This window comes from Cytobacillus sp. QJM3NY_8 (assembly GCF_056173585.1).
Window position 1 is genome coordinate 440622 of record NZ_CM149681.1, and the last position, 21774, is coordinate 462395.

19 protein-coding genes are annotated in these 21774 nt (G+C 44.1%); 10 read left to right on the top strand and 9 right to left on the bottom strand.

Annotation, left to right across the window (positions count from 1 at the left end; translation table 11 throughout):
• Positions 1–92 precede the first annotated feature (92 nt).
• The 4 genes from AC0VZ9_RS02290 to AC0VZ9_RS02305 all read right to left on the bottom strand — a co-directional run bounded on the left by AC0VZ9_RS02290 (position 93) and on the right by AC0VZ9_RS02305 (position 4016).
• Positions 93–1100, bottom strand: coding sequence for a FecCD family ABC transporter permease (locus tag AC0VZ9_RS02290; RefSeq protein WP_009335896.1), 1008 nt, complete (start codon positions 1098–1100; stop codon positions 93–95).
• On the bottom strand, positions 1097–2107 hold the full coding sequence (locus AC0VZ9_RS02295) for a FecCD family ABC transporter permease (RefSeq protein WP_009335895.1): 1011 nt from the start codon (positions 2105–2107) through the stop codon (positions 1097–1099). The genes AC0VZ9_RS02290 and AC0VZ9_RS02295 overlap by 4 nt, the downstream gene beginning before the upstream one ends.
• A 186-nt stretch (positions 2108–2293) precedes the next feature.
• Positions 2294–3220, bottom strand: coding sequence for an iron-hydroxamate ABC transporter substrate-binding protein (locus AC0VZ9_RS02300; protein WP_019380077.1), 927 nt, complete (start codon positions 3218–3220; stop codon positions 2294–2296).
• Positions 3171–4016, bottom strand: a complete 846-nt coding sequence (locus tag AC0VZ9_RS02305) for an ABC transporter ATP-binding protein (RefSeq protein WP_009335893.1) — start codon at positions 4014–4016, stop codon at positions 3171–3173. Before AC0VZ9_RS02305 ends, AC0VZ9_RS02300 begins: the two co-directional genes overlap by 50 nt.
• Before the next feature lie 210 nt (positions 4017–4226).
• Here AC0VZ9_RS02305 and AC0VZ9_RS02310 point away from each other — a divergent pair, with 210 nt between their 5' ends.
• Positions 4227–5276: an NAD(P)/FAD-dependent oxidoreductase gene (locus AC0VZ9_RS02310; protein WP_009335892.1), complete on the top strand. Its 1050-nt coding sequence runs from the start codon at positions 4227–4229 to the stop codon at positions 5274–5276.
• Positions 5277–5769: 493 nt separating this feature from the next.
• On the opposite strand, the gene AC0VZ9_RS02315 is transcribed toward AC0VZ9_RS02310, so the two are convergent.
• A complete protein-coding gene (locus AC0VZ9_RS02315; RefSeq protein WP_475396994.1) occupies positions 5770–6984 on the bottom strand; it encodes an MFS transporter in 1215 nt (404 codons plus the stop codon).
• A gap of 141 nt (positions 6985–7125) precedes the next feature.
• Here AC0VZ9_RS02315 and AC0VZ9_RS02320 point away from each other — a divergent pair, with 141 nt between their 5' ends.
• Positions 7126–7461 (top strand): antibiotic biosynthesis monooxygenase family protein, encoded by a 336-nt coding sequence (locus tag AC0VZ9_RS02320; RefSeq protein ID WP_009335890.1) that lies wholly within the window; start codon positions 7126–7128, stop codon positions 7459–7461.
• Between the two features lie 61 nt (positions 7462–7522).
• Here AC0VZ9_RS02320 and AC0VZ9_RS02325 read toward each other — a convergent pair whose 3' ends face one another.
• Entirely contained in the window at positions 7523–8554 is a 1032-nt protein-coding gene (locus AC0VZ9_RS02325) for a FecCD family ABC transporter permease (RefSeq protein WP_009335889.1), read from the bottom strand.
• Positions 8554–9588 (bottom strand): FecCD family ABC transporter permease, encoded by a 1035-nt coding sequence (locus AC0VZ9_RS02330; protein WP_009335888.1) that lies wholly within the window; start codon positions 9586–9588, stop codon positions 8554–8556. Before AC0VZ9_RS02330 ends, AC0VZ9_RS02325 begins: the two co-directional genes overlap by 1 nt.
• A gap of 139 nt (positions 9589–9727) precedes the next feature.
• Between AC0VZ9_RS02330 and AC0VZ9_RS02335 the strand changes: the two genes are divergently transcribed.
• The 8 genes from AC0VZ9_RS02335 to AC0VZ9_RS02370 all read left to right on the top strand — a co-directional run bounded on the left by AC0VZ9_RS02335 (position 9728) and on the right by AC0VZ9_RS02370 (position 19370).
• A complete protein-coding gene (locus AC0VZ9_RS02335; RefSeq protein WP_254179263.1) occupies positions 9728–11275 on the top strand; it encodes a helix-turn-helix domain-containing protein in 1548 nt (515 codons plus the stop codon).
• A 168-nt stretch (positions 11276–11443) separates the two neighbouring features.
• A complete protein-coding gene (locus AC0VZ9_RS02340; RefSeq protein WP_009335886.1) occupies positions 11444–12391 on the top strand; it encodes an ABC transporter substrate-binding protein in 948 nt (315 codons plus the stop codon).
• Between the two features lie 143 nt (positions 12392–12534).
• The gene (locus tag AC0VZ9_RS02345) at positions 12535–14361 is read left to right on the top strand and encodes an IucA/IucC family protein (protein ID WP_071156449.1); all 1827 of its coding nucleotides are present in this window, start codon (positions 12535–12537) and stop codon (positions 14359–14361) included.
• Positions 14333–16039 carry an IucA/IucC family protein gene (locus AC0VZ9_RS02350; RefSeq protein ID WP_009335883.1) on the top strand — a complete coding sequence of 569 codons (1707 nt, stop codon included), beginning with the start codon at positions 14333–14335 and terminating at the stop codon, positions 16037–16039. Before AC0VZ9_RS02345 ends, AC0VZ9_RS02350 begins: the two co-directional genes overlap by 29 nt.
• A gap of 20 nt (positions 16040–16059) precedes the next feature.
• On the top strand, positions 16060–17295 hold the full coding sequence (locus tag AC0VZ9_RS02355; RefSeq protein WP_251264848.1) for an AMP-binding protein: 1236 nt from the start codon (positions 16060–16062) through the stop codon (positions 17293–17295).
• Positions 17292–17570 carry a petrobactin biosynthesis protein AsbD gene (gene asbD, locus AC0VZ9_RS02360; protein WP_251175340.1) on the top strand — a complete coding sequence of 93 codons (279 nt, stop codon included), beginning with the start codon at positions 17292–17294 and terminating at the stop codon, positions 17568–17570. Before AC0VZ9_RS02355 ends, asbD begins: the two co-directional genes overlap by 4 nt.
• The gene (locus AC0VZ9_RS02365) at positions 17563–18546 is read left to right on the top strand and encodes a DUF6005 family protein (protein WP_019380072.1); all 984 of its coding nucleotides are present in this window, start codon (positions 17563–17565) and stop codon (positions 18544–18546) included. The genes asbD and AC0VZ9_RS02365 overlap by 8 nt, the downstream gene beginning before the upstream one ends.
• Positions 18543–19370 carry a sugar phosphate isomerase/epimerase family protein gene (locus AC0VZ9_RS02370; RefSeq protein WP_251175339.1) on the top strand — a complete coding sequence of 276 codons (828 nt, stop codon included), beginning with the start codon at positions 18543–18545 and terminating at the stop codon, positions 19368–19370. The genes AC0VZ9_RS02365 and AC0VZ9_RS02370 overlap by 4 nt, the downstream gene beginning before the upstream one ends.
• Before the next feature lie 146 nt (positions 19371–19516).
• On the opposite strand, the gene AC0VZ9_RS02375 is transcribed toward AC0VZ9_RS02370, so the two are convergent.
• Together AC0VZ9_RS02375 and AC0VZ9_RS02380 are read right to left on the bottom strand one after the other, a co-directional pair.
• Complete coding sequence (locus AC0VZ9_RS02375) at positions 19517–19735, bottom strand: hypothetical protein (protein WP_009335878.1); 219 nt, start codon at positions 19733–19735, stop codon at positions 19517–19519.
• Between the two features lie 180 nt (positions 19736–19915).
• Positions 19916–21649, bottom strand: a complete 1734-nt coding sequence (locus AC0VZ9_RS02380) for an ABC transporter ATP-binding protein (protein WP_251175338.1) — start codon at positions 21647–21649, stop codon at positions 19916–19918.
• Positions 21650–21774 lie beyond the last annotated feature (125 nt).

The following is a 21774-nucleotide window of genomic DNA, read 5'->3' on the forward strand; positions in this document are numbered from 1 at the left end:
AAAAGCAGGAAGAAACATGTTTTTAAGAAATTAATATATTAATATACATTTCAAAAAGATAAAAAGACGTGCGAACACGTCTTTTTAATCGGCTATTTTTTTAGCAGTAAATACATGAAATAAGGAGCACCGATCAGTGCAACCATAATGCCGGCTGGCAGGCCGTCAGGATCAACCAGGTTCCGGCCAAGCGTATCGGCGAATAAGAGAAGCCATCCTCCTAAAAGGATAGCAATCGGAATGAAAAGCTGATTCCGCGGTCCAACAAGCGCTTTAGCCATGTGCGGTGCAATTAAGCCGATAAAAGCAATTCCGCCGGTTACCGACACAGCTGAAGCGGCCAATGCAACGGCTGTAAGCAGAAGGACGATCCGTTCTCTTTCAATGGATACCCCTATCCCGATGGCGACAGGCTCGCTTAAGCTTAATAGATTCAAGCGATTTGCTTTATATAAAGTAAATGGAATCAGCAGAAGAAGCCAGGGGAGGAGTGCCCAAATGAACGGCCAATCCGTTCCCCAGATATTCCCTGATAGCCATTTAGCTATAAAATCGACTTTCTCTCTTTCCGCTGAAGAAATCAGGACAATCATGACACCGGAAAGCGCCATGGAAAATCCGACCCCGACCAGCACCATCTTTACAGGCTGAAGCCCCTCGCTTTTTTTATAGGAAAAAGCATAGATAAGGATTGCAGTAAGTAAAGCGCCGAAAAATGCGCATAAAGGCAGCATGTATATGAAAGTGCCAGCTTCAATCGGAAAGAACAGAAAGAAAACCGCTATAGCAACTCCGGCACCGGAGTTTATGCCAATGATGCCTGGATCTGCCAGGTCATTGCGTGTAATCCCTTGTAAAATGGCACCGGATAATGCGAGTGCCATGCCGGCCAAGACAGTGATAAATACCCGCGGCAGCCGAATGGAAAATAACACAAATTCTTCTTTAAATGTGCCCTGTCCCATAATAGTCGGGAGCAATCGGTCATATGAAAGGGAGGCATAGCCTAATCCCATTCCAATCACAATGGTAACAATAATGAGTGCTGATAACACGGCCATTAAAATTCGCTGTTTTTTTACTAACTCTGGCTGAATCATGAGAACGCCTTACCTCCTTTATGAACAATAAACAGGAAGAAAGGAAGCCCCATAACGGCGATAATAGCAGCTGCCGGTGTTTCGTAAGGAGCGTTGATGGTTCTCCCTAATGTATCGGCCAGAAGCATAAAAGAAGCTCCTGTCAGGGCAGACATGGGAAGAATAAAACGGTAGTCTGTACCTACAATAGCACGGACAATATGAGGCACCATCAGCCCGATAAAAGCCATATTGCCTACCAGTGCCACTGATGCGCCAGCAAGCAGGGTCACTAAGATGAAAAGGATGGTCTTAATCTGAGTTGTATTTTGCCCCAGACCTACTGCCACTTCCTCATTTAAGCTTAAGATAGTCAGCTGCTTGGACAGAAAAAGAGAAACAAGAATGCCAATGGAAATAACCGGGACAATCACTTGCAGCTGGCTCCAGGATGTGCCGATGATTCCGCCTGCAGTCCACATGCTGACATCTTTTGAAATTTTAAAATAAATGCCGACTCCTTCGGCTATTGCGAAAAGGAAGGCGGACACCGCGGCTCCGGCCAATACGATCCGAATAGGAGAAAAACCTCCTTTTTTCATGGCGCCAATGCCGAAAACCAGCGAAGCTCCAACCGCTGCACCGATAAAACAGGCGAAGAGAATCCCTATGTAATTTGCTGAAGGAATGACCACAAGAGTTAATGCAAGTGCGGCATTTGCTCCAGCCGTTAATCCGAGCAAGCCTGGATCAGCAAGAGGGTTTCTTGTCATTCCCTGCATAATGGCACCGGAAATGCTAAGCGCAGCTCCAACGAAGACTGCAGCAATTTCACGAGGAAGACGGATTTCACGAATAATCGAAATTTTTTCTCCAGAAGCATTGGAAGTAAGCGCCAGCCAAACATCTTTGACCGTTACATCCGCAGCTCCAAACACACATGCAGCCACAAACATGCCGGCAAAGATAACAAAGCCTGCGGCGAGTTTATAGATAAATGGAATAAAGGGTTGAGCATCTTTTGTCATTGTACTCTCATCTTTCTTTATGGGATCAGAACTGCCTTAAACTTCGAAAACTGTCTAGTTCCAGCTGACATGCGGGAACTTTTCGCTGTTCTTATAATAACAGAATTGATTCTTTTCGTAGATAGGCGCTTCCGCTTTTCTAAATAGGAAAGAGGAATTCCCAAAATAAGAATCCCTCCTGCAGTATTACTTTCCTAAAAATGATTCTTTAAAGAACTCCAGCTGTGCATCAAGTGTGATAGGATCACTGAAGGAAGCACCATTGCCTTCCATTTCAAAGACGCGGTTATTTTTTACAGCAGGGATGTTTTTGTACGTATCAGTTTCCTGGAAAGAATGGTCAGCATCAGAGTATTTGCTCAGAATAATGTAATCTCCGGAATATTCTGGAAGCACTTCTGTTGAAATAGCGTAATAACCATCTTTAAGAGCCATTTCCTTAACCTTTTCAGGCATTTTTAAGTCCATTGCCTGATAGAGGATTTCAGTTCCGCGTGCCCAGTTATCGCCAAACACATAAAGCTGTTTATCAAAGATTTCAAATACAGAAACGGTTGCATCTTCTCCAATTTTTGCACGGATGTCTTCACCAGCTGTTTCAGCACGCTGTTTAAAGTCTGCCACCCATTTCTTTGCTTCTTCTTCTTTATTAAGAAGCTTGCCGATTTCTTCATGCTGTGACAGATAATCTAATTTACCCCATGTATAAGTTACAGTTGGTGCAATTTCCTTAAGTTTATCGTAGTTTTTTACAGTAGATAATGCAATGATCAAGTCTGGTTCTAATTCAATTATTTTTTCCAGGTTATCTTCAGATACTTCTTCAGCATCTTTCAATTCTTCTTCAAAACGAGGATTATTCTTGGACCATGTGTCCACACCGACGATATTTACGCCTAATTGCATTACATTTCCTGTAAACCCGGAAAGGAGAACAACTCTCTTAGGATCAGCCGGGACTTCAACCGGCCCGGTTTCAGATTCATAAGTAAAGGTGCCTGATTTCTTATCTTCTTTTGGTTCTCCTTCTTTTGATTCTCCTTGCTCTGTATTGCCGCAGGCGCTAATAAGCAGAAGCAGCAAGATCGTAAACGGGATCAATAGTTTCTTCATGTTGATTTTCTCCTTTTAGTAAATTATAAGTAATACACATTGGTTTGTTTGTGCGGGGATCGCGCCCGATGACTGCATCAATATTGAACACTTTCCTTAAGACATCCTGTGTAATGACTTCCTCATAGCTTCCTGACTTAACAATTTCACCATCTTTTAATGCAACGATATGGTCAGCAAAACGGGCTGCCTGGTTTAAATCATGAAGGACCATTACAATGGTGCGTTCCTGCTCCTGGTTCAGCTTTTGGAGAAGCTCGAGAACTTCAAGCTGATGGGCCATATCCAAGTAAGTGGTCGGTTCATCAAGGAAAATGATGTCTGTTTCCTGTGCCAGAGCCATTGCAATCCAGACCCTTTGACGCTGGCCGCCGGAAAGGGCGTCAACCGGACGAAATTTGAAATCCTTGATCCCAGTAACGTCAAGAGCCCAATCAATGACTTCATAGTCCTTTTTCGTTAATCTGCCAAATCCTTTCTGATAAGGAAAGCGACCGTATGAGACCAGTTCGCCAACTGTTAAACCGCTTGCACTTTCAGGTGTTTGCGGCAAAATTGCCATTTTCTTGGCAAGGATCTTTGTATTTTCCTTTGAAATGTTCTCGCCGTCCAAAATGACAGTGCCTGATTGATGAGAAATGATTCGTGTAATCGCTTTTAAAAGGGTTGATTTTCCGCAGCCATTCGGGCCGATTATAGTCGTGATCTTCTTATCGGGAATCTGGACACTAAGGTCTTTCACAATCAAGCGTTCACTATATCCAATGTTCAAGCCATCTGTATATAGGCGGACCATTATGTAACCTCCGTTTAGTTGAGAATATATTTTAGTGATAATGATTATCAGTATCGGTTCTTTTTTACTATAAGTCTATCTGATTTTTATGTCAATAGTATTTAAAGGAAAAGTATTCAGAAAAAATTTCATTGTCAAAGGAGAAGAAAGGTCGTATAGTTGAAGTGAGAATGATAATCAATAGTAATTGGTTATAGGAGTGAACGGTAAATGAAAAATGCTGAAGTGTTTGATGTGACGGTCATTGGAGGCGGACCTGCTGGTCTTTATTCCACTTTCTACAGCGGATTAAGGAAAATGAAAACAAAGCTGATCGAGTTTCAGCCGATGCTTGGCGGTAAAATACATGTATATCCGGAGAAAATGATCTGGGATGTGGGCGGCCTGACTCCGACTCCTGGGGCAAAACTGATTGAACAGCTGGTGGAGCAGGGGCTAACGTTTAATCCAACGGTTGTTCTCAATGAAAAGGTAGAATCCATTGCCAAAAATGAAGATGGTTTATTTGTTTTAAAAGGTTCTTCTGGAGAAGAGCACTATACGAAAACCGTCATTGTGGCTGTTGGCAGCGGAATTTTAAAGCCGCAGAAACTGAAGATAGAAGGGGCAGAGCGTTTTGAAGTTTCCAATCTGAATTATACAGTCAAATCCCTTAAACACTTTAAAGATAAGACTGTAATTGTTTCAGGCGGAGGAAATTCTGCAGTAGACTGGGCAAATGAATTGGAGCCCGTTGCCAAGCAGGTATACATCACTTGCAGGAGAGATGCTTTGACTGGCCATGAAGCTCAGGTTTCACAGCTGATGAATAGTTCGGTTATCTGCATTAACCATACGTCCATCACAAAATTAATTGCCGGCGGAAATCACGAGGAAATTGAACAGGTGGAATTGACCAATAATGAAACTGGCGAAGTTTCTTATCTGCAGATTGATGAAGTAGTAATTAATCATGGCTATGAACAGGATACGGAACTCTTAAAAAATAGCAATCTGAATATTGAAATGCTCGAAGATTTCTATATTGCAGGCAATGCAAACAGCGAAACATCGGTTGAAGGGCTATATGCTGCAGGGGATATCCTAAAGCATGACGGCAAACTTCACTTAATTGCCGGGGCATTCCAGGATGCTGCCAATGCAGTAAACAAAGCGAAGCAGTACATTGAACCGGATGCTGCCGCAGCTGCGATGGTTTCATCTCATAATGATGTTTTTAAAAAACGGAATCGGGAATTGGTGAAGCAGCTGGTCCACTAGTATAAAAACTAAACGCACATAAATTTTTTTATTCGCACATAAAACTTGGTTATGCGCACAGAAAAAATTCTATCCGCACATAAATTGAAAAAACGCCTGGAATTAAGGCGAACTAGCAGTGAAAAACCGGCCCACACGATGTGGACCGGTTTTTTAAGGTAAGATTTATACAATCTGAAGTCTGACAGCTGTCTAGTTCCAGCGCCTACCCTCTCGAGGTCACAAGCCTGTCTAGTTGCGGCTCCTAGGGACGAAAGACTAGTCAAGCCCTTCCAGAAGGGAAGAACACCTTCTGGAAGGGCTCGTATTATGCTTGTCGTCCCTGGGCAGTCGCCTCCACATTTCGGACAAGCCTCCCAAAAAGGCAAAGAACGCCTTTCCGTGAGGCTCGTCTTGTGCTTGAGGCCCCCAGGATGGGGGTCATGCAGACGTTGCCACAGGACGTGGCGTTCTTAGTCTGCGTTCCTTCGTGGGCAAGGCGCTTCCGCTTTTCTTACGTACTGATCTTTTCTTTTACTTGAGCTTCTGTCCTAAGCTTCCTGAATTTAGCAAAGAATGCTGCCGTCATAATCAGCGACAGTATTCCAAAGATCACGACCATTATCTGAAGGCCGACTGCGTCCAGAAGGAATCCAGTCAGGAGCAGGACAATCTGAAAAGTTACACGGTCAAGCATGTTTCGGAAGGAGAAGAATCTTCCGTGAAATTCCTTTGGCACTCTTGTTTGGAAAATGGTAGCGGCAGTAGGGAAGAAACAGCCGACGGCAAACCCAAAAATAAAAAAAGCCAGTATGGATAGAACAGGCACATCTGCAAAGTACAGAAGCAGCTGGGATAGTCCGATGATGAATGAGAAGAAAAACAGGATCGCATAAGGCGAACGTTTTTGGCTGATTTGTTTGACAATGAATGCGCCAAGCATGAAGCCGAGTCCTTCTGCCGTATAGATCAAGCCTTTAATGGATGAGCTTTCCTGAAGCTCACTGATATTAATGACCATTAAGTTAAATCCGCCAAGGAACAGAAGCGGAACCAAGGTTAGGATCAATGTCATAAACACAATGGGCAGACCTTGAATAATCGGGAATACTTCCTTGAAGCCTCCGCTGCCACTGCTTGAGTTTCTTCCCCTGCTTTCCTTTGAGAAGGATTCTTCAAAATCCATAAAAAAGGTGATTATAAAGAGAATCAGATAAGCGACAAGCGAAGCGATGTAAAGCATTGATAATGGCAAGATAACTAACAAAACGCCAGCTAAAGCAGTACCTAATATTCTGGAAAGTGTGGACACATTCATATGGACTCCATTCAGCTGCAGCAGGTCCTTATCTTCCACAACCAGAGGAATGGCAGCCTGCAGAGCTGGAAAATAGAAGGCTGCCGAGATTTGCAGGAATACCAGAAAAATAACCATCCACCAGACTGACCCGGTTTGTATGGCAATTAACATAAAAACAACGCTCAATGCCCGGGCGAAGCCAGATGCCAGCATGACTGTCTTCTTGCTGATTTGGTCAGTTATTCTTCCTGCCCAGGGTCCAACAGCAATCCCTGCCAGCAATCCGCCAGCCAAAATAAGCGACTTTAGAAAATCTGAGGGAACCTTTTCCTGCATAAATTCCAGATTCCCTATTATACCGAGCCACAAGCCCAGCCCTGCTATAAACTCCCCGGTTAATAAAATCCAAACATTTTTATTTTTCCACATACTCAGGCCCCGTTTTCTGATTAGTTCGATAATCTAAAGATACTATAAACCAAGGAAATAATGAATCTATTTTTTAAAATAGTTGAAAATGAAAATCGTTATCAATTATAATAACAGAAAAGAAGCAGGGGAGGAACAGATATGTTTATTCAATTAAAAACGATTACTGTGAAAGAAGGCCATTCAAATAAGCTAGTCGAGCGCTTTGCAGGGGAAGGAATAATCGAAGAGCAGCCGGGCTTCATTGATTTGAATGTTTTAAAGAAGAAGCAGCGCAGCGGGGACGAAGAAGTGGCTATTATGATTCGCTGGGAATCGGAAGGAGCCTGGAAGGCGTGGGAAACAAGTGATGTCCATATTGCCGGGCACAAGGCAAACCGCGGCAAGCCGAAGCCAGAATATATTATTGATAGCCGTCAGGATGTCTATCATTCATTGGGCCAGAAGCAGTACCGTGAGCCAGCTGAAATTAAATAAAGTGCAATGCCCATTCATAAAGGGATTTTTGAATGGGCATTTTTTATGTGATTGTTATCTATTAAGCTTTCAGTCCCGTGCCTTTCCGGGTGAGAAGCATGAAAATCAGATAGGGAGCTCCGATTACGGAGATGACGATCCCAACCGGAATATCTGCAGGTGCAAGGAGATTTTTTCCTATCATATCTGCAATGAGAACAAGTGCCGCGCCTATTAGTGCAGCTAAAGGCAAGTTGCTGAAATAGTTGGGGCCGCAAAGGCGGCGTGCCAGATGTGGCGCCAGGAGTCCAATGAAAGCAATTCCGCCGCCAGCTGCTACACATGCTCCGGCAAGAGCGGCTGAAAGACAGAGAAGAAGCCGGCGTTCGGATTCGACTCTTAAGCCGAGTGCAACAGGAACTTCCTGTTTGAATTGAAGGATATTCATTGTTCTTGCTTTTATAAAGGCGACTGGCATCAGAACAAGAATCCAGGGAAGGAGTGCCCACACATATGGCCACTGAATACCCCAGATGCTGCCAGTCAGCCAAATGGCTGCCTGCTGAAAATCCTTTGGATCCATTTTCAGCTGCAGGATCAGCAGCAAGGCACCACATAGTGCATTAAATCCAAGGCCAACGAGGAGAAGCCGTTCCGGGTCTATTCCGCCTTTCCACGAAAATCGATAGATCAGAGCTGCAATGGCGAGTGCTCCGGCGAAAGCAAATACGGGAAGGAAGAACGGTTTTGCCAGAAGGCTTCCTCCCGATTGCCCGAACAGGTAGATTGAGAGAACAACTGCTAATCCGGCCCCGGCATTAATGCCGAGAATGCCGGGATCAGCCAGTGAATTCCGGGATAGCCCCTGAAGGATGCTGCCGGAAAGAGCCAGGCCTGCTCCTATTAGAAGGGCAATGATCATTCTTGGCAATCTTAAATGAAGCAGTACGAGCTCCTGTTTCGGAGTGCCGCTGCCTGAAAGAACAGCCAAAATTTCATTCATTCCTACTGGCATCACACCAGTCGAGAGACTTAGTACAAAAGTAACCAGGATAAGGAATATAAAGGCTGCCATCCAGCCCCGCGATTGGAGTAAAGCCTGTTTCCAATCCATTACATATACCCCCTTTTCCTTCTGGACAAATATAAGAAAAATGGAACACCGATTAGTGCAGTAACAGCACTGACAGGAGTCTCAAACGGCGGGTTGATCATCCGTGCCCCGATATCTGCCGCTATTAGAAGCAGTGCACCTGCAATGGCACTAAGCGGGATAAGCCAGCGGTAGTCAGACCCAATCAAAAGCCTGACCATATGGGGAACCACCAGTCCGATAAAGCCTATAGCTCCAGCAATGGAAACGGCCGCTCCAGATAATAATATAACCGCTGCAAGCCCGATCCAGCGGACTTTCTGCTGAGATTGACCAAGCCCTGCAGCCACTTCTTCTCCCAATGCCAGGATTGTCAGGGAGCGGCTGATCCAAAGGGACAGGAGCAAGCCTAAAAATACGGCGGGAAGCAAAATATACACATGGCGCCATTGTGTTCCTGAAAGACCTCCGGCAAACCAGAAGCTCAGGTCCTGTGCAGTCTGAAAATAAAGGGCGATGCCGGTTGAAAGAGCGCTGAACAAAGTGCTTAATGCTGCTCCTGCCAGTGTCAAAGTGACAGGTGATATCCGCTCTTTTGACAGCATGGAGAAAGATAATACAAGCAAGGCTCCAGCAGCGGAACCTGCAAATGACCAGATGAGCAGAACCCAGTATGAACCGCCGGAAAGAAAAGCAAGTGCAATTGCGATGGCCAGGCCCGCTCCATGTGTAATGCCGATTATGGAGGGATCTGCCAGCGGGTTGCGTGTAATTCCCTGCATAATGGTGCCGGCTACAGCAAGAGCTGCCCCAATAAGTGCCCCGGTCAATGCCCGGGGAAGCCTGACTTCTCTGATAAGCTGATGTTCAATTTGGCCTCCCTGAAAGGAGACAAATGACTCCCACACCACGGAAGGGGGAATCCAGATTGCACCCAGCCCAATCGATGCAAGCAGCCCGATAAGCACCAGCACAATTCCTGCCAGGCCCCATTTTATAGATTTTTGGTGTACAGGCTGCCTGTGCTCTGTTATGTCAGCTGCGGTTCTGGCCATTACATTCAGTCCTTTTCTATGTAAATTTTAAGTGAAAATGATAATCGTTATCGTTCTAAATAATCGTAATTAATCTACTATCCTTTCACAGCTTTTGTCAATTCTTATTTAAGGAAAAAGAAGGGAGTATTTTTTGTATATGCTGAGCGGCAAACAATTTGAACCGTATAAAATTGCAGTTTCAAGCTTGAGAGGGGGATTGTCGAAAACCATCAATGAAAATAGCAATGATTTTACACTTATATATATTTCAGCAGGGAAAGGCACAATCGAAACTCGCAATCGCCGGCTGAAGGTAGAGGCGGGGAAGAGCTGCTTTTTCTCGGAAACCGGCATAATTACTTCCGCATCTGCAGACCTGTTAACGGTTTATATACTCACCTGGTCAAAGGATAAAGATGTGTTTTCCAGGTTTCTTTCCGGGATACTGGCTAATCAGGAGCCATCAAAGATGGTGCCCTTGTGGGAAGAGCTGAGGAAATGGAACAAAGATAAATCGATATCGGCTGAGTGCCGATTTCAGTCCCAGCTGTGGAATATGATGTCAATTCTGACAGACAGGACAGAAGTAGACGGGATTGAAGAGGCAGTGGACCTGATCAGAAATAATCTGTCCCAGCCGGTTACGGTGGCAGAGCTGGCATCTAAAGCAAACATGAGCCCAGTATCGTTTACCAGGGCCTTTCGAAAACGAACCGGGATGGCACCGAAGGAATTCCTGAATGGAGAAAGAATGAGAGCAGCCAAACAGCTTATGCTGCAGAAGAAAGGGATTACGGCAAAAGAAGTGGCGCAGCAAATCGGTATGCAGGATGAGTTTTATTTCAGCCGTCTTTTTAAAATGAAAGCAGGCTTGCCGCCATCTGTATTTATGAAAAGGGCTAAGGAAAGAATTGCGGTAGTCAGTCAGCTCTTTTTGCAGGACCATCTCCTTTCGCTGGGTGTACAGCCTGTTGCAGCGCCATCCTATCCAACTGTTTATCCTGCCAGCAATGGAGTGCCGAGCTATCTTCAAAAAGAATTGGAGGGCACCATGCTCCTTAATGCAGAAAAGCCCTTTCAGCCAGAGGCTATTCTCATAACACAGCCTGATCGAATCATAAAGACGCCTCTGCATAATTATCAGCTCCAAAATGTGCTTCTTTCACAGCAGGAGAAGGTCCATCATATTCAGCTGCAGCCGGATTGGCGGCAGTATCTTTACGAAATCGCTTCTATGATAGGATGTACAAGCCGGGCAGAATGCATAGAAAAAGACATCCGCTGCCTTGAATGTAAAGTAAGAGATAAGCTATGTCCAATAACGAAAAAAGGCAGATGGGCAGTCATTTGGATCCGCCCGGAGGAAATCCGTCTTTATGGACAGGGCGGGCATGCTCTGCTCAATCTGTTCTTTCAGAATTTGGGTTTCGAGCCTCATCCTGATTTGCATTTTGAAGGATACCGGATTGCTGGCCTGAAGGATGTGGCTGATCTTAATCCCGATAAGCTACTCATCTTATGGAGCCATGAAAGAGATGTTTGGAGAACTGCGCATACTCCCGAATGGAATAAGATCCGTGCTGTCCAAACAGGTGAGGTATATTATCCTGACAGCCATGAGTGGGATCCTTGGGGACCGCTTGGGAGAAAGAAAATGCTGGAGGCGTTTCCGGACGATTTGCTGAAAGCAAAACTTAAGGCTTAATTAATGCGAACAAGGGTCCAGCTGTTTTTTCCGCTGGACCCTATTTTTAGTGGATTGCAGGTTTTGTATGTTTTGTCCATGCAAGAAGTTGCAAAAGTCCATGTTAAGCCGCTGTGATAATGATTATCATTGAGAATGAATTTCATTATTGCTTAGGAGGAATCATCCATGAAGAAGTTTTGTGCTCCATGGAGCATTGTTTTCATGTTATTTTTAATAATTTTAACAGGATGCGGTAAAGGTGAAGAGGCCTCTACAGAAGCATCTGAAAAGAAAGAGAAAGAAAAGACAGAGGAAACCAGAACGGTTGAACATCTTTTCGGAAAAGCAGAAGTGCCCGCAGAACCGAAAAAAGTAGTTTTGCTTTCACATGTTTCCTGGGAAGGATCACTTGTATCGGTAGGGGTAAAGCCCTATGCGGTAATGGCATATGATAATGAGTTCCCGCCGCATTTAACGAAGGAGCTTGAAGGTGTTAAGGCGCTCCCTTATGCTGATGAAATGAATTCAGAAGAAATCGTGAAGCTTGATCCGGATCTTCTTATCATCAGTGATCGCTATAAGCCGCTCTATGATCAGCTTTCTGAAACTATCCCAACAGTTGTTGTTGAAGTGGGCGGTGACTGGAAGGAAGATCACCTGAAAGTTGCAGAAGCTGTAGGCAAGCTTGATGAAGGAAAGAAAGTCATTGAAGACCTGGAGAAGAAAGCAGAGGATATCGGAACACGTGTACGTGAGAAAACAGGAGAAGAAACTTTCATGGCAGTGGCAATCAATAAAAAAGATATTCGTGTTTTTGGACTGACAAACCATGCAACCAACTCATTATTATTTGATGATTTGAAATTAACACCTGCTGAGAACCTTCCAGAGGATTTTGGCGAGAATATTTCAATTGAAGGGCTAGCAAAATATAATCCTGACAATATTATTGACCTTACTTTCTTTAACAGCGGTGAATTTTACGATTCAGTGACTCAGGGTGAAGTTTGGAAAAGCCTGAAGGCTGTTCAAAATGACAAGGTACATACTCTTTCCACTACATGGGGGTTCTGGGATCCGATTGAGCGTCAAAAGGGCTTGAAAGAAATTGAATCGCTTCTATTAAGCGAATAACTTACAGCGGGAGGCCGGGACGCATTTGCACCCGTTCTCTCCAGTATCTTGATTCTTTTATTGGAAAAGAATCAAATTTTTTAACTGTTATTGAGAATGGTTATCAATTACTAGGTCTAAAGACTCGGTGAAAGGATGGAATTATGCATCATTCAGCCAAACAAATTGCAGAAAATGCAACGTTTCAAGCTTTTATTAATAGTTATTTGCGGGAAGTGGACAGCGGGCATTGGATGGAAAGCAGGGAGTGGATTGAGGAACAACAGGTATCCATCCCTCTTTCAGGGGTGGCGGTAGCAGAAATCGAATTATCTGGCCAGTCCGTTAAATTCGCTGTCGAAGTCCTTTATCGTTCACGTACAGGAAGACATATAATCGGCCATGCACTTAAATATTGTTCAAATCGGCGGGAATGGATTCACCAGGATAGACTTCCGATGATGATTACACTAATCCATGAGATGCATTTGATGGCCAAAGCTAATGGCTGTCATGAGCTTGCATCCCATTTTGATGAACTTGTGCTAAGGATGATTGAGAGCTACCAGACAATGGCGGCATATATTGAAGCGAGAATGAATGATGAGGACAGCCTGTATTCAGAGGATTGTACTTTCATTGAAGCAGAACAATCGCTCCTGTTTGGGCACTGGCTTCACCCTACACCGAAAAGCAGACAAGGAATGACTGGATGGCAGCAGCCAAGCTATGCGCCAGAATTAAAAGGACAGTTTCAGCTCCATTATTTCCAATTTGACAGGGAGATGGTAAAAGAATCCTCTAATGACAAGGAAACTGCAAGTCAAATTATTCTTCAATCGATAAAAAAATCACTGCCGCACCTTACTGTTCCGGAAAAGGAATGCCTCATTCCAATGCACCCTCTACAGGCCCAATGGCTTCTGCAGCAGGACTATGTCAGAGAGGCAATAGAGAAGGGGCTTATAAAGGACCTTGGCAGTATGGGGCCTTATTATTCAGCTACTTCTTCGATCAGGACAGTTTACAATACTGAAGAGGAGTGGATGTATAAGTTTTCGGTCCCGGTAAAAATAACAAATTCGCTAAGGAAAAATCGCTTCCATGAGTTAAGGGCAGGCACGGCTATGGCGGAATTAATCAAGAAAATCCGATTTACAGAAGAACACCCGGTTTTCAGGATGATTGATGATCCGGCCTATATTACTGCCATATTCCCTGGTCAGAAGGAATCAGGCTTTGAAGTTATACTGCGATCCAATCCATTTCAGGGAAAAAAACAGAGAGGAATTACTTCCATTGCGGCATTGGTTCAGGATCCTTTGCCTGGCATGCGTTCAAGGCTGCGCCGAACCATTGAGAGAATAGCATTGGAAGAATCTCGTAATATCCAAGATGTCAGCATGGAATGGTTCCGGAAATATTGGAAATGTGCAATAGAGCCTCTCATTCGTTTATATGATGAACATGGGATGGCATTAGAGGCTCATCAGCAAAATAGCGTTCTGGATCTTTCTTCCGGCTACCCGGAAACTTATTTTTACAGGGATAATCAAGGATATTATCTATCAAATCTTCATAGAGAGAAACTTTGCAAACTGCTGCCTGAATTGGAAGAATGCCAGGAATTATTCTATGAGGATGCTCTCATTCAGGAAAGGTTTACGTATTATCTGTTCATGAATCAGCTTTTTTCAGTCATTTCAAGACTTGGGCAGGATGATCTTATCAGTGAGGACCGTTTAATCAAATGGTGCCGAAACCAGCTGAGCTCTCTGGAAAAAGGATTGTTTGGACAGGGGAAAGGTTTCATTCGGCATATTCTTCAATCTGAGAAATTATCTTATAAAGCCAATCTTTTAACCCGATTTCATGATGTTGATGAGCTGATGGCAAAGAACGAACAAGCGGTATACACCTATTTGCCCAATCCATTCGCCGCCATGAAGAAGGAGGAAAACTATGCTGAAGCTGCATCCGCAATTGTCTAAAACAATTGAAAGAAGAGTACTCAGACAGTTCATGGAGGCTATTATTTTTGAAGGATTAATGGATTATGCCAAATCGGCTGAACGGCCAGAAGATCCGCTCTTACATTTTACGATTTTCGGAAATCGGAGAACATACTGCTGTGAGGGGAAAATTACTTCGTTTGACCGTGTGCGTTTAATAGAAGGAAGCATTCGCTCAGTCCACCCTGATGGCTCACGAACAGAAACCGTGATTGAGGAATTGGCTGAAGACCTTATTGCAGATCCGGAAAAAAGGAATCAGCTCATTAATGAGCTGGAACAAACCATTCTGCTGAGTGAGTGGAATGAAACTCATCTAATGCATTCTATGTCCAGGAGAAATTTCAGCTATGAAGAATTGGAATCAGAGATATGGGAAGGGCACCCCTACCATCCCTGCTTTAAGGCGAGAAGCGGATTTTCACTTGGGGATCATGCGGCATATGGGCCGGAAGCAAGACAGTCATTCGAGCTGCAATGGGCAGCTGTCAGACGTGAATATGCCAGAATCGAACTGCTTGAGGATGAAACAAGTTTCTGGGAACGGGAACTTGGCCCTTCCATGTTTGGACAATTACTTGCTGATTTGCAGCATATTGGCAAAACCTTTGAAGAATACACATTTCTGCCCATTCACCCCTGGCAGGTGAAGTTAGCAAATGCTGATGCAGACATAGTGCTTCTGGGGAGCAGCGGAGATTCTTATCGGTCAACACAGTCCGTCCGTACGCTATGGAATATGACAAATCCAGAAAAAGCTCATGTGAAACTATCGATGAATATGGTGAACACATCATCGCTAAGAACTCTGGACACACACGCGGTTTGTGCCGCACCCCATATTTCCAAATGGATAGCAGATACAGTGGAAGGAGATCCATTTTTAAAAGATGAAGCTTCATTGGTCATTCTTAAGGAATACGCAGGGATTTCTTATCATCCCGAGGAGGAAGAACCTTGCGCAAAGTTCGGAGCTATATGGAGAGAGAGCATCCGGCTTTATATGGAAGAAGATGAAGCGGCGGTGCCTTGTACGGCATTGCCATTAATGGAGAGGGACGGATTTCCGTTTATTGACGAATGGCTGAAACGCTATGGAATTGAAAAATGGCTGAAAAGGCTCGTGGAAGTATGTGTGGTTCCTGTCTGGCATTTGCTGGCCGCGCATGGAATTGCCGTTGAGGCGCATGCCCAGAATATGATTCTTCTTCATAAGGACGGCTGGCCAACACGTGTTGCACTGAGGGATTTCCATGACAGTGTTGAGTATTGCCATGACTTTTTGGAGGAGCCAAACCGTATTCCGGAGTTTGCGGGCATTCATGAACAATTTAAAAAAGGCAGGGAAGATCAGTATTATTGGATGTCTTCTATTGAATCGCTTAGAGAACTGGCAATGGATACATTATTTGTTTTTCATCTGTCTGAACTGTCCTATGTACTTGAAGAGCAATATGGCTTCAGTGAGAAGCGATTTTGGAAGCTGACAGGAGAAGCTTTAACGGAGCACCTGAGCTGTTATCCGGAATTGATATTCCGAAATTATTTGCTGCAGCATACTGCACCGGTAATTTATGCGGAATCACTGCTGAAGAGAAAAGTTCAAAAAGATGAGGCTGGCGGGTTTCGCCATTATGTCAAAAACTCTTTAAGATAACCATCAAAAGGAGAATTGAGATGTTTTTTGTAAATGATCATTACTATACATTAGATAACCTTGAGCAGCAATATACAGAATTTGAAAACACTCCTCATTTAAGAGATTGCGGAAATAGAAGATTAGCTGTTTGTATTCCGGATGTGTTTCAGTGGCTCGCTCTTTGTTTATTTGTACGCAGAAAAGGGGGATCCATTGTTCCGATCCATCCTTCCATGCCGAAAGAAGGGGCAATCCGAATAGCTTCATCGGCTGGAAGTCATAGCTTGCTTTACGGAAATACTCATACACCGATCGAACTGTCAAAACAAAAGAATGCCCGTGAAGGTGTCCTGGTCCAAATGAGTTCGGGTACGACTGGTGCACCAAAATGCATTGAACGCAGCTGGGATTCCATCGAGCTTGAACTGGAAAGCTATGTTTCTGTATTGCCGGCAGATCATCAGACCACATCTATTGTTGCCTGTCCGGTTACTCATTCATATGGGTTGATCTGCGGCGTATTTGCAAGCTTAAGGCGCGGTTCGGAACCGGTCATTCTGACAAATATGAACCCGAAGTATGTGCTTAGCAAAATTAAGGAATATCCGAAGCATATTCTCTATGGGGCTCCTGCGCTTTTGCATACATTAACACATCTGGTTCGTGATGGCGGACAGTTCGATTGTGTGATGACATCGGGCACTTTAATGCCATCGGGCTGGCTGGAATCTTTAAAAAGTGTTTCAAACCGGGTTCTTCAGCAGTATGGATGTTCGGAGGCAGGGTGTGTGGCCATTCACCCGGATGTATGTGACCCCCGTGAGATGGGCTATCCGCTTCCCCATGTAAAAGTGGAGGCTGGAAGTAAGGAAAACCCTGATGAAATTATCATCCGTGATTCTGAGAAAACCATCTTTACTAAGGACCTTGGCTTTATGGAAGACGGTGTCCTGTCATTTCTTGCAAGAATGGATGACACCATTAATGTAGCGGGATTGAACGTATATCCGCAGGAGGTGGAAGATGTCCTGATGGCAGAACCAAGAATTGCAGAAGCAGTGGTTTATAAAAAAATCCACCCGCTTTCCGGAGAAAGAGTCTGTGCGCAGTATGTATGCACCCAGCCTATAGAGGAGCAGGAACTGCGGGAGTGGTGCAGGGAATATCTCGCTCCTTACCAAATCCCGATGGAATTTATCCAGACAGAAGAAATAGAAAAGCTCCCGAATGGCAAGATCAGCAGAAAAAGGCTGGGAGAAGGAGTGCTGGCATGACAAGAGAAGAAATTTTACAGGCTTTACAAGATATTATGCAGCATCAAATAGAACTGCCTTCGATGGCGGCCTTTCATGAGGGTGCCCGTTTAAATGAAGATTTATATATGGATTCCATCATGATCCTGCAGCTTATCCTTCATTTGGAAGTGGATCTTGGCTTTGATATCCCGGATGAAATGCTGGTGCCTAAAGATTTCAGGACTGTAGGAAGCCTGGCCGACTTTCTGAATCACCTGCAGAAGCCTGTCACAGCGGAGGCTTCTTATGATTAAAGTCCATTGTTTTGTGAGCTGTGTATGTGAGGCAGTCAAAAAGACGCAAGGGGCCGATCACAGACCTTATTATTTCGGAGTATGGGATGCTGATTTCGATGTATTGGATAATGGAGTTCTGACCTATCATTCCAAACGGATCGACCATGATTTTTTCCACCAATGGTATGAAATGCTGTATGGAATTAAGCTATATAGATGGTATGACGAAAAACGCAGCAAACAGGAAAACATAAACAAGCTTCTGGGCCTGCTTGAGAACAAGAAGCACCACCAGTATGTAATGGTGATGCTTGATTTGTCCAAGCTGCCTGAAAGGGAGAATAAGTTTCATCAAAGTCCATTTCCGCATTATGTGATGCTGGAATTGACAGGAAACGAAGAGGAATGGTTTATGTATGATCCGGACTTCCGCTGGGAAGGAATTTTGCCGAAGGAGAGGATTTTGGCAGCTATTGAGGATCCCTCTGCTGAAGGGGGATATTTCTTTGATGCAGCCAATATCATTCCCCCATCTGCTGAAACAGTGGAGGCATATTTTAATACATGCATTAAGCTTGACTGCAACCCAATGACTGATGCAGTTGGAAAGATTGTCGGTCTATATACATCCGGAAGCGATAACTACCCTTTATCAGGATTGACATTCGCATTAAGGGAACTCCCTGTCCTCGCCATCCGAAAATACGCCTATGAACATGCTTTTGCGTTTTTCTGGGATTCACTTGGGTATGAAGAGGAAGGCTTTGAAGCCTGGTGTAATGAAATTGAGAAGCTCGTAAAAGGATATACGGTTATCCAATATCGGGCGATGAAGCTTGCCATGACAGGAAACCTGGGTTTGAAAAATGAAATCTCTTTAAAACTGGATGAACTAAATATCCTGGAATTTAAAATTAAGCAGGGATTGCAGAAAAGCTTTGAAGCCTGGATTAAACTGCAGGAATCCCAAAATATGAAGGAGGCAACTCTATGAAGCTATCTCTCTGCACCATCTCATTCCGGCATCATCTTCAGTCCATTGACCAAATCGCACACTATGCCCAGACAAATGGATTCCAGGGGATAGAAATATGGGGTGTACATGCCAAAAACCTGGCGGAAGATATTCATTATGGAAGTGAGTGGCTTAGCTCCTATAATCTTGAAACGACCATGCTGAGCGACTATCTGCCTCTTGATGCTCCTCTTCCAGTTTTAATGACAGAAATGCAAAAATTATGTGCAATGGCACATAGGTGGGGAACGAAGAAAATAAGAACGTTTGCCGGGACAAAAGGCAGTGCGGATATCAGCAGGCTGGAAAGAATCGAACTGGTTTCGCGCATGAAAATGCTCTGCAAAATGGCTGAAGCCGAGGGACAGATGCTTCTGGTTGAAACTCATCCTAATACACTGACAGATAACCCATCCTCCACACTTCAGCTCATTGAGGAAACAGACCATTCAGCGTTAAGGGTTAATTTTGATGTGCTTCATATATGGGAATCAGGAGTGGATCCGATCTTTGCGCTAAAACAGCTGCGTCCATATATATCGCACTTTCATTTTAAAAATATCCAGTCCCGTTCCCAGCTTGGCGTGTTTGCTCCTAATAATGTCTATGCAGCAGCGGGCAGCAGGGAAGGCATGGTTTCATTATTTGAAGGAGCTGTAGATTACAGGATGTTTTTAAGAGAGGCTTCGAATTTGATGGAAATGGATGCATCTTTGGAATGGTTTGGACCAAATGTGAAAGACATTCTGACAAAAGACAGCAAGGAAATTATGAGAGTTCTTCAGGCTGAGAAAGCTTTATAACAGCCAGAAAAAAGTCATTCAAACGTTTGATTGTTTTAAGCTGCAGTATGATTTCTGCTTAAATGAACAGATGCAGGGAGCAGTATCCTGTACTCGTAAATTACATGGAAGGAGAACAATCAAAAAAAGCTTTAAGGATGTCTTAATCACCTTAAAGCTTTTTCGATTGCTTCTGCTGCTGATTCTATGTGGCGGAAATTTTTCTTTATATTAGTTTCTGTGTAGGTAATTTCAAAAGAATGATTGTTTTTCAAATAACATACAGATAAAACCTGCTGCTTGTCATTTGAAAAGGTCTGAGTGATTTCAGAGTCACAATAATATTTCAATGTTTCAAGCATGTTAAGTGTGTGATCTATTGACATAGTCTTCAGCCTCCTTTTGGATTGGCATGACTAACTGAGATCTTAATTCCATTATAAGGAATTCACCTTCTTGTTTATATGGATAATTTGTCACATTTTATCACAGGTTTTCGGTTTTAAGAGGGGTCTGGAATCAAAATCTGCAGTAAAATGGCCAGTCTTTGATAGACTGGCTACTTCTTATGCAAGCTGCTGCTCGGCAAATTCACGGTATAGATCATGTGATTGAGTCAATTCGGAATGTGTGCCAATGCCTGTGACCTGGCCTTTTTCGATGAAAATAATTTGGTCTGCGTCGACAATTGTGGAAAGGCGGTGTGCGATGACGAAAGTTGTCCGGCCTTCCATTAAGCGGGTAAGGGCCTGCTGGACGATACCTTCAGATTGGCTGTCCAGACTGGCAGTGGCTTCGTCCATCATCAATATTTTAGGGTCGCGCAGGAAAGCCCGTGCTATAGCAATACGCTGCCTTTGTCCCCCGGATAGCTTCACACCCCGCTCACCAACTTCTGTATCAAGCCCTTTCGGAAAGTCGGCAATGAATTGATCGGCGTATGCCATTTTCGCCACTTCCCATAACTTCTCATCCGCAATGCTTTTGGAATCTTCGAGTCCATAGCATAAATTTTCACGGATTGTACCTGCCATCATGGCGCTTTCCTGTGAAACATAGCCGATCTGGCTGCGCCAGGATTTAAGGGATATCTGCTGGATGGGTGTATCGCCAATTTTGATTTCACCAGCAGCTGGTTCGTAAAATCGTTCAAGCAAACCAAACAGGGTTGTTTTTCCGCTTCCGCTTGGACCCGCCAGTGCAATCATCTGACCTGGCTGGGCTTCAAGAGAGATATTTTCCAGAACACTCTCTTCTGCGCTATAGGAGAAGGAGACATTGTTGATTGTAATCGGCTTGCTGCTGATATCCATTTCGATGCCGTCTTGTCCGTCTTCCAAAGGCTCCTCTAAAATATCAATGATCCGTTCTGTTGCGCCTATTGCTTTTTGCAGCTGAGTAAAAAACATCGCAAATGAGGTAATTGGCATAATAATCTGGAACAAATACAGCAAAAAGGCTACAAGAGAACCCGTTGACATCGTTCCGCTAGCCACCCGCATGCCTCCATAGGCGATGATCATGACAATAACAACCATCATGATCAGGTACATAGTGGGACCAATCATCGCAAAAATGCGGGCTTCCCGCAAGCCGTAGCCAAGCAGTTTGTCGATCCCATCCAATCCCTTTTCTTCTTCATTTTGCTCTGCAGTAGAAGACTTCATTAAGCGGATTTCACCGAGTGTTTGGGTAATGTTTCCGGTAAAGATAGCAGTTTCATCTTGAAGGCCACGGGATATTTTGGCCATCTTTCGGCCAAGTGGAATCATAATTGCCAGTGTAATAGGAACAGAAGTAAGCATCAGCAGTGTCATTTTCCAGTCCATCACAAGCAGGATAATAATTGCACCGATAATACTGATAATACCGGTAATAAATTGCGGAAAGTGATTGGTAATCAGCTCCCTGACAATGCTGGTATCATTAACTACACGGCTGACAGTCTGGCCGCTGGATTGCTTGTCAAAATAACTGACCGGCAGCCGTATGAGCTTCATCCACATCCGGTCCCGAAGCCGCGCCACCACTTTTTGGCCGACATAGCTGAGCAGGTAGATGGAGATCCCGCTGATGATGGCCTGGACGATAAAGGCTGCACCAATTCCGATCATGAGCGGAACGCTTAAAGATTCAACAGAAAAACCGTCCACCAGATTTTTGGTCAGCAGCGGTACGAGAAGGCCAGTCAAGGTTGTTAAAATGCTGGCTGTTAAACCAATGATGAGGGCAGCCTTTGGTATTTTTGTCGATAGTATGAGTGAAATGAATGGTTTTAGGCTGGTTTGCTTTTTATCCAATTTGTGTGCTCCTGTCTCTTATATATCGATATCATTATATACCATTGAAACTTCCATTACCTGTTATGCACCTTAACGCCTATCCGATGAATAGAATGTTAAAAACCCAAAAAGGATGGATAGCC

What these genes read in the sequence shown, in the direction of transcription:
- AC0VZ9_RS02305 (WP_009335893.1), bottom strand. Translation starts at nt 4,016, where the DNA reads ATGGTCCGCCTATATACAGATGGCTTGAACATTGGATATAGTGAACGC.
- AC0VZ9_RS02325 (WP_009335889.1), bottom strand. Translation starts at nt 8,554, where the DNA reads ATGGATTGGAAACAGGCTTTACTCCAATCGCGGGGCTGGATGGCAGCC.
- asbD (WP_251175340.1), top strand. Translation starts at nt 17,292, where the DNA reads ATGACAAGAGAAGAAATTTTACAGGCTTTACAAGATATTATGCAGCAT.
- AC0VZ9_RS02335 (WP_254179263.1), top strand. Translation starts at nt 9,728, where the DNA reads ATGCTGAGCGGCAAACAATTTGAACCGTATAAAATTGCAGTTTCAAGC.
- AC0VZ9_RS02350 (WP_009335883.1), top strand. Translation starts at nt 14,333, where the DNA reads ATGCTGAAGCTGCATCCGCAATTGTCTAAAACAATTGAAAGAAGAGTA.
- AC0VZ9_RS02315 (WP_475396994.1), bottom strand. Translation starts at nt 6,984, where the DNA reads ATGTGGAAAAATAAAAATGTTTGGATTTTATTAACCGGGGAGTTTATA.
- AC0VZ9_RS02370 (WP_251175339.1), top strand. Translation starts at nt 18,543, where the DNA reads ATGAAGCTATCTCTCTGCACCATCTCATTCCGGCATCATCTTCAGTCC.
- AC0VZ9_RS02290 (WP_009335896.1), bottom strand. Translation starts at nt 1,100, where the DNA reads ATGATTCAGCCAGAGTTAGTAAAAAAACAGCGAATTTTAATGGCCGTG.
- AC0VZ9_RS02375 (WP_009335878.1), bottom strand. Translation starts at nt 19,735, where the DNA reads ATGTCAATAGATCACACACTTAACATGCTTGAAACATTGAAATATTAT.
- AC0VZ9_RS02320 (WP_009335890.1), top strand. Translation starts at nt 7,126, where the DNA reads ATGTTTATTCAATTAAAAACGATTACTGTGAAAGAAGGCCATTCAAAT.
- AC0VZ9_RS02365 (WP_019380072.1), top strand. Translation starts at nt 17,563, where the DNA reads ATGATTAAAGTCCATTGTTTTGTGAGCTGTGTATGTGAGGCAGTCAAA.
- AC0VZ9_RS02295 (WP_009335895.1), bottom strand. Translation starts at nt 2,107, where the DNA reads ATGACAAAAGATGCTCAACCCTTTATTCCATTTATCTATAAACTCGCC.
- AC0VZ9_RS02345 (WP_071156449.1), top strand. Translation starts at nt 12,535, where the DNA reads ATGCATCATTCAGCCAAACAAATTGCAGAAAATGCAACGTTTCAAGCT.
- AC0VZ9_RS02310 (WP_009335892.1), top strand. Translation starts at nt 4,227, where the DNA reads ATGAAAAATGCTGAAGTGTTTGATGTGACGGTCATTGGAGGCGGACCT.
- AC0VZ9_RS02355 (WP_251264848.1), top strand. Translation starts at nt 16,060, where the DNA reads ATGTTTTTTGTAAATGATCATTACTATACATTAGATAACCTTGAGCAG.
- AC0VZ9_RS02340 (WP_009335886.1), top strand. Translation starts at nt 11,444, where the DNA reads ATGAAGAAGTTTTGTGCTCCATGGAGCATTGTTTTCATGTTATTTTTA.
- AC0VZ9_RS02330 (WP_009335888.1), bottom strand. Translation starts at nt 9,588, where the DNA reads ATGGCCAGAACCGCAGCTGACATAACAGAGCACAGGCAGCCTGTACAC.
- AC0VZ9_RS02300 (WP_019380077.1), bottom strand. Translation starts at nt 3,220, where the DNA reads ATGAAGAAACTATTGATCCCGTTTACGATCTTGCTGCTTCTGCTTATT.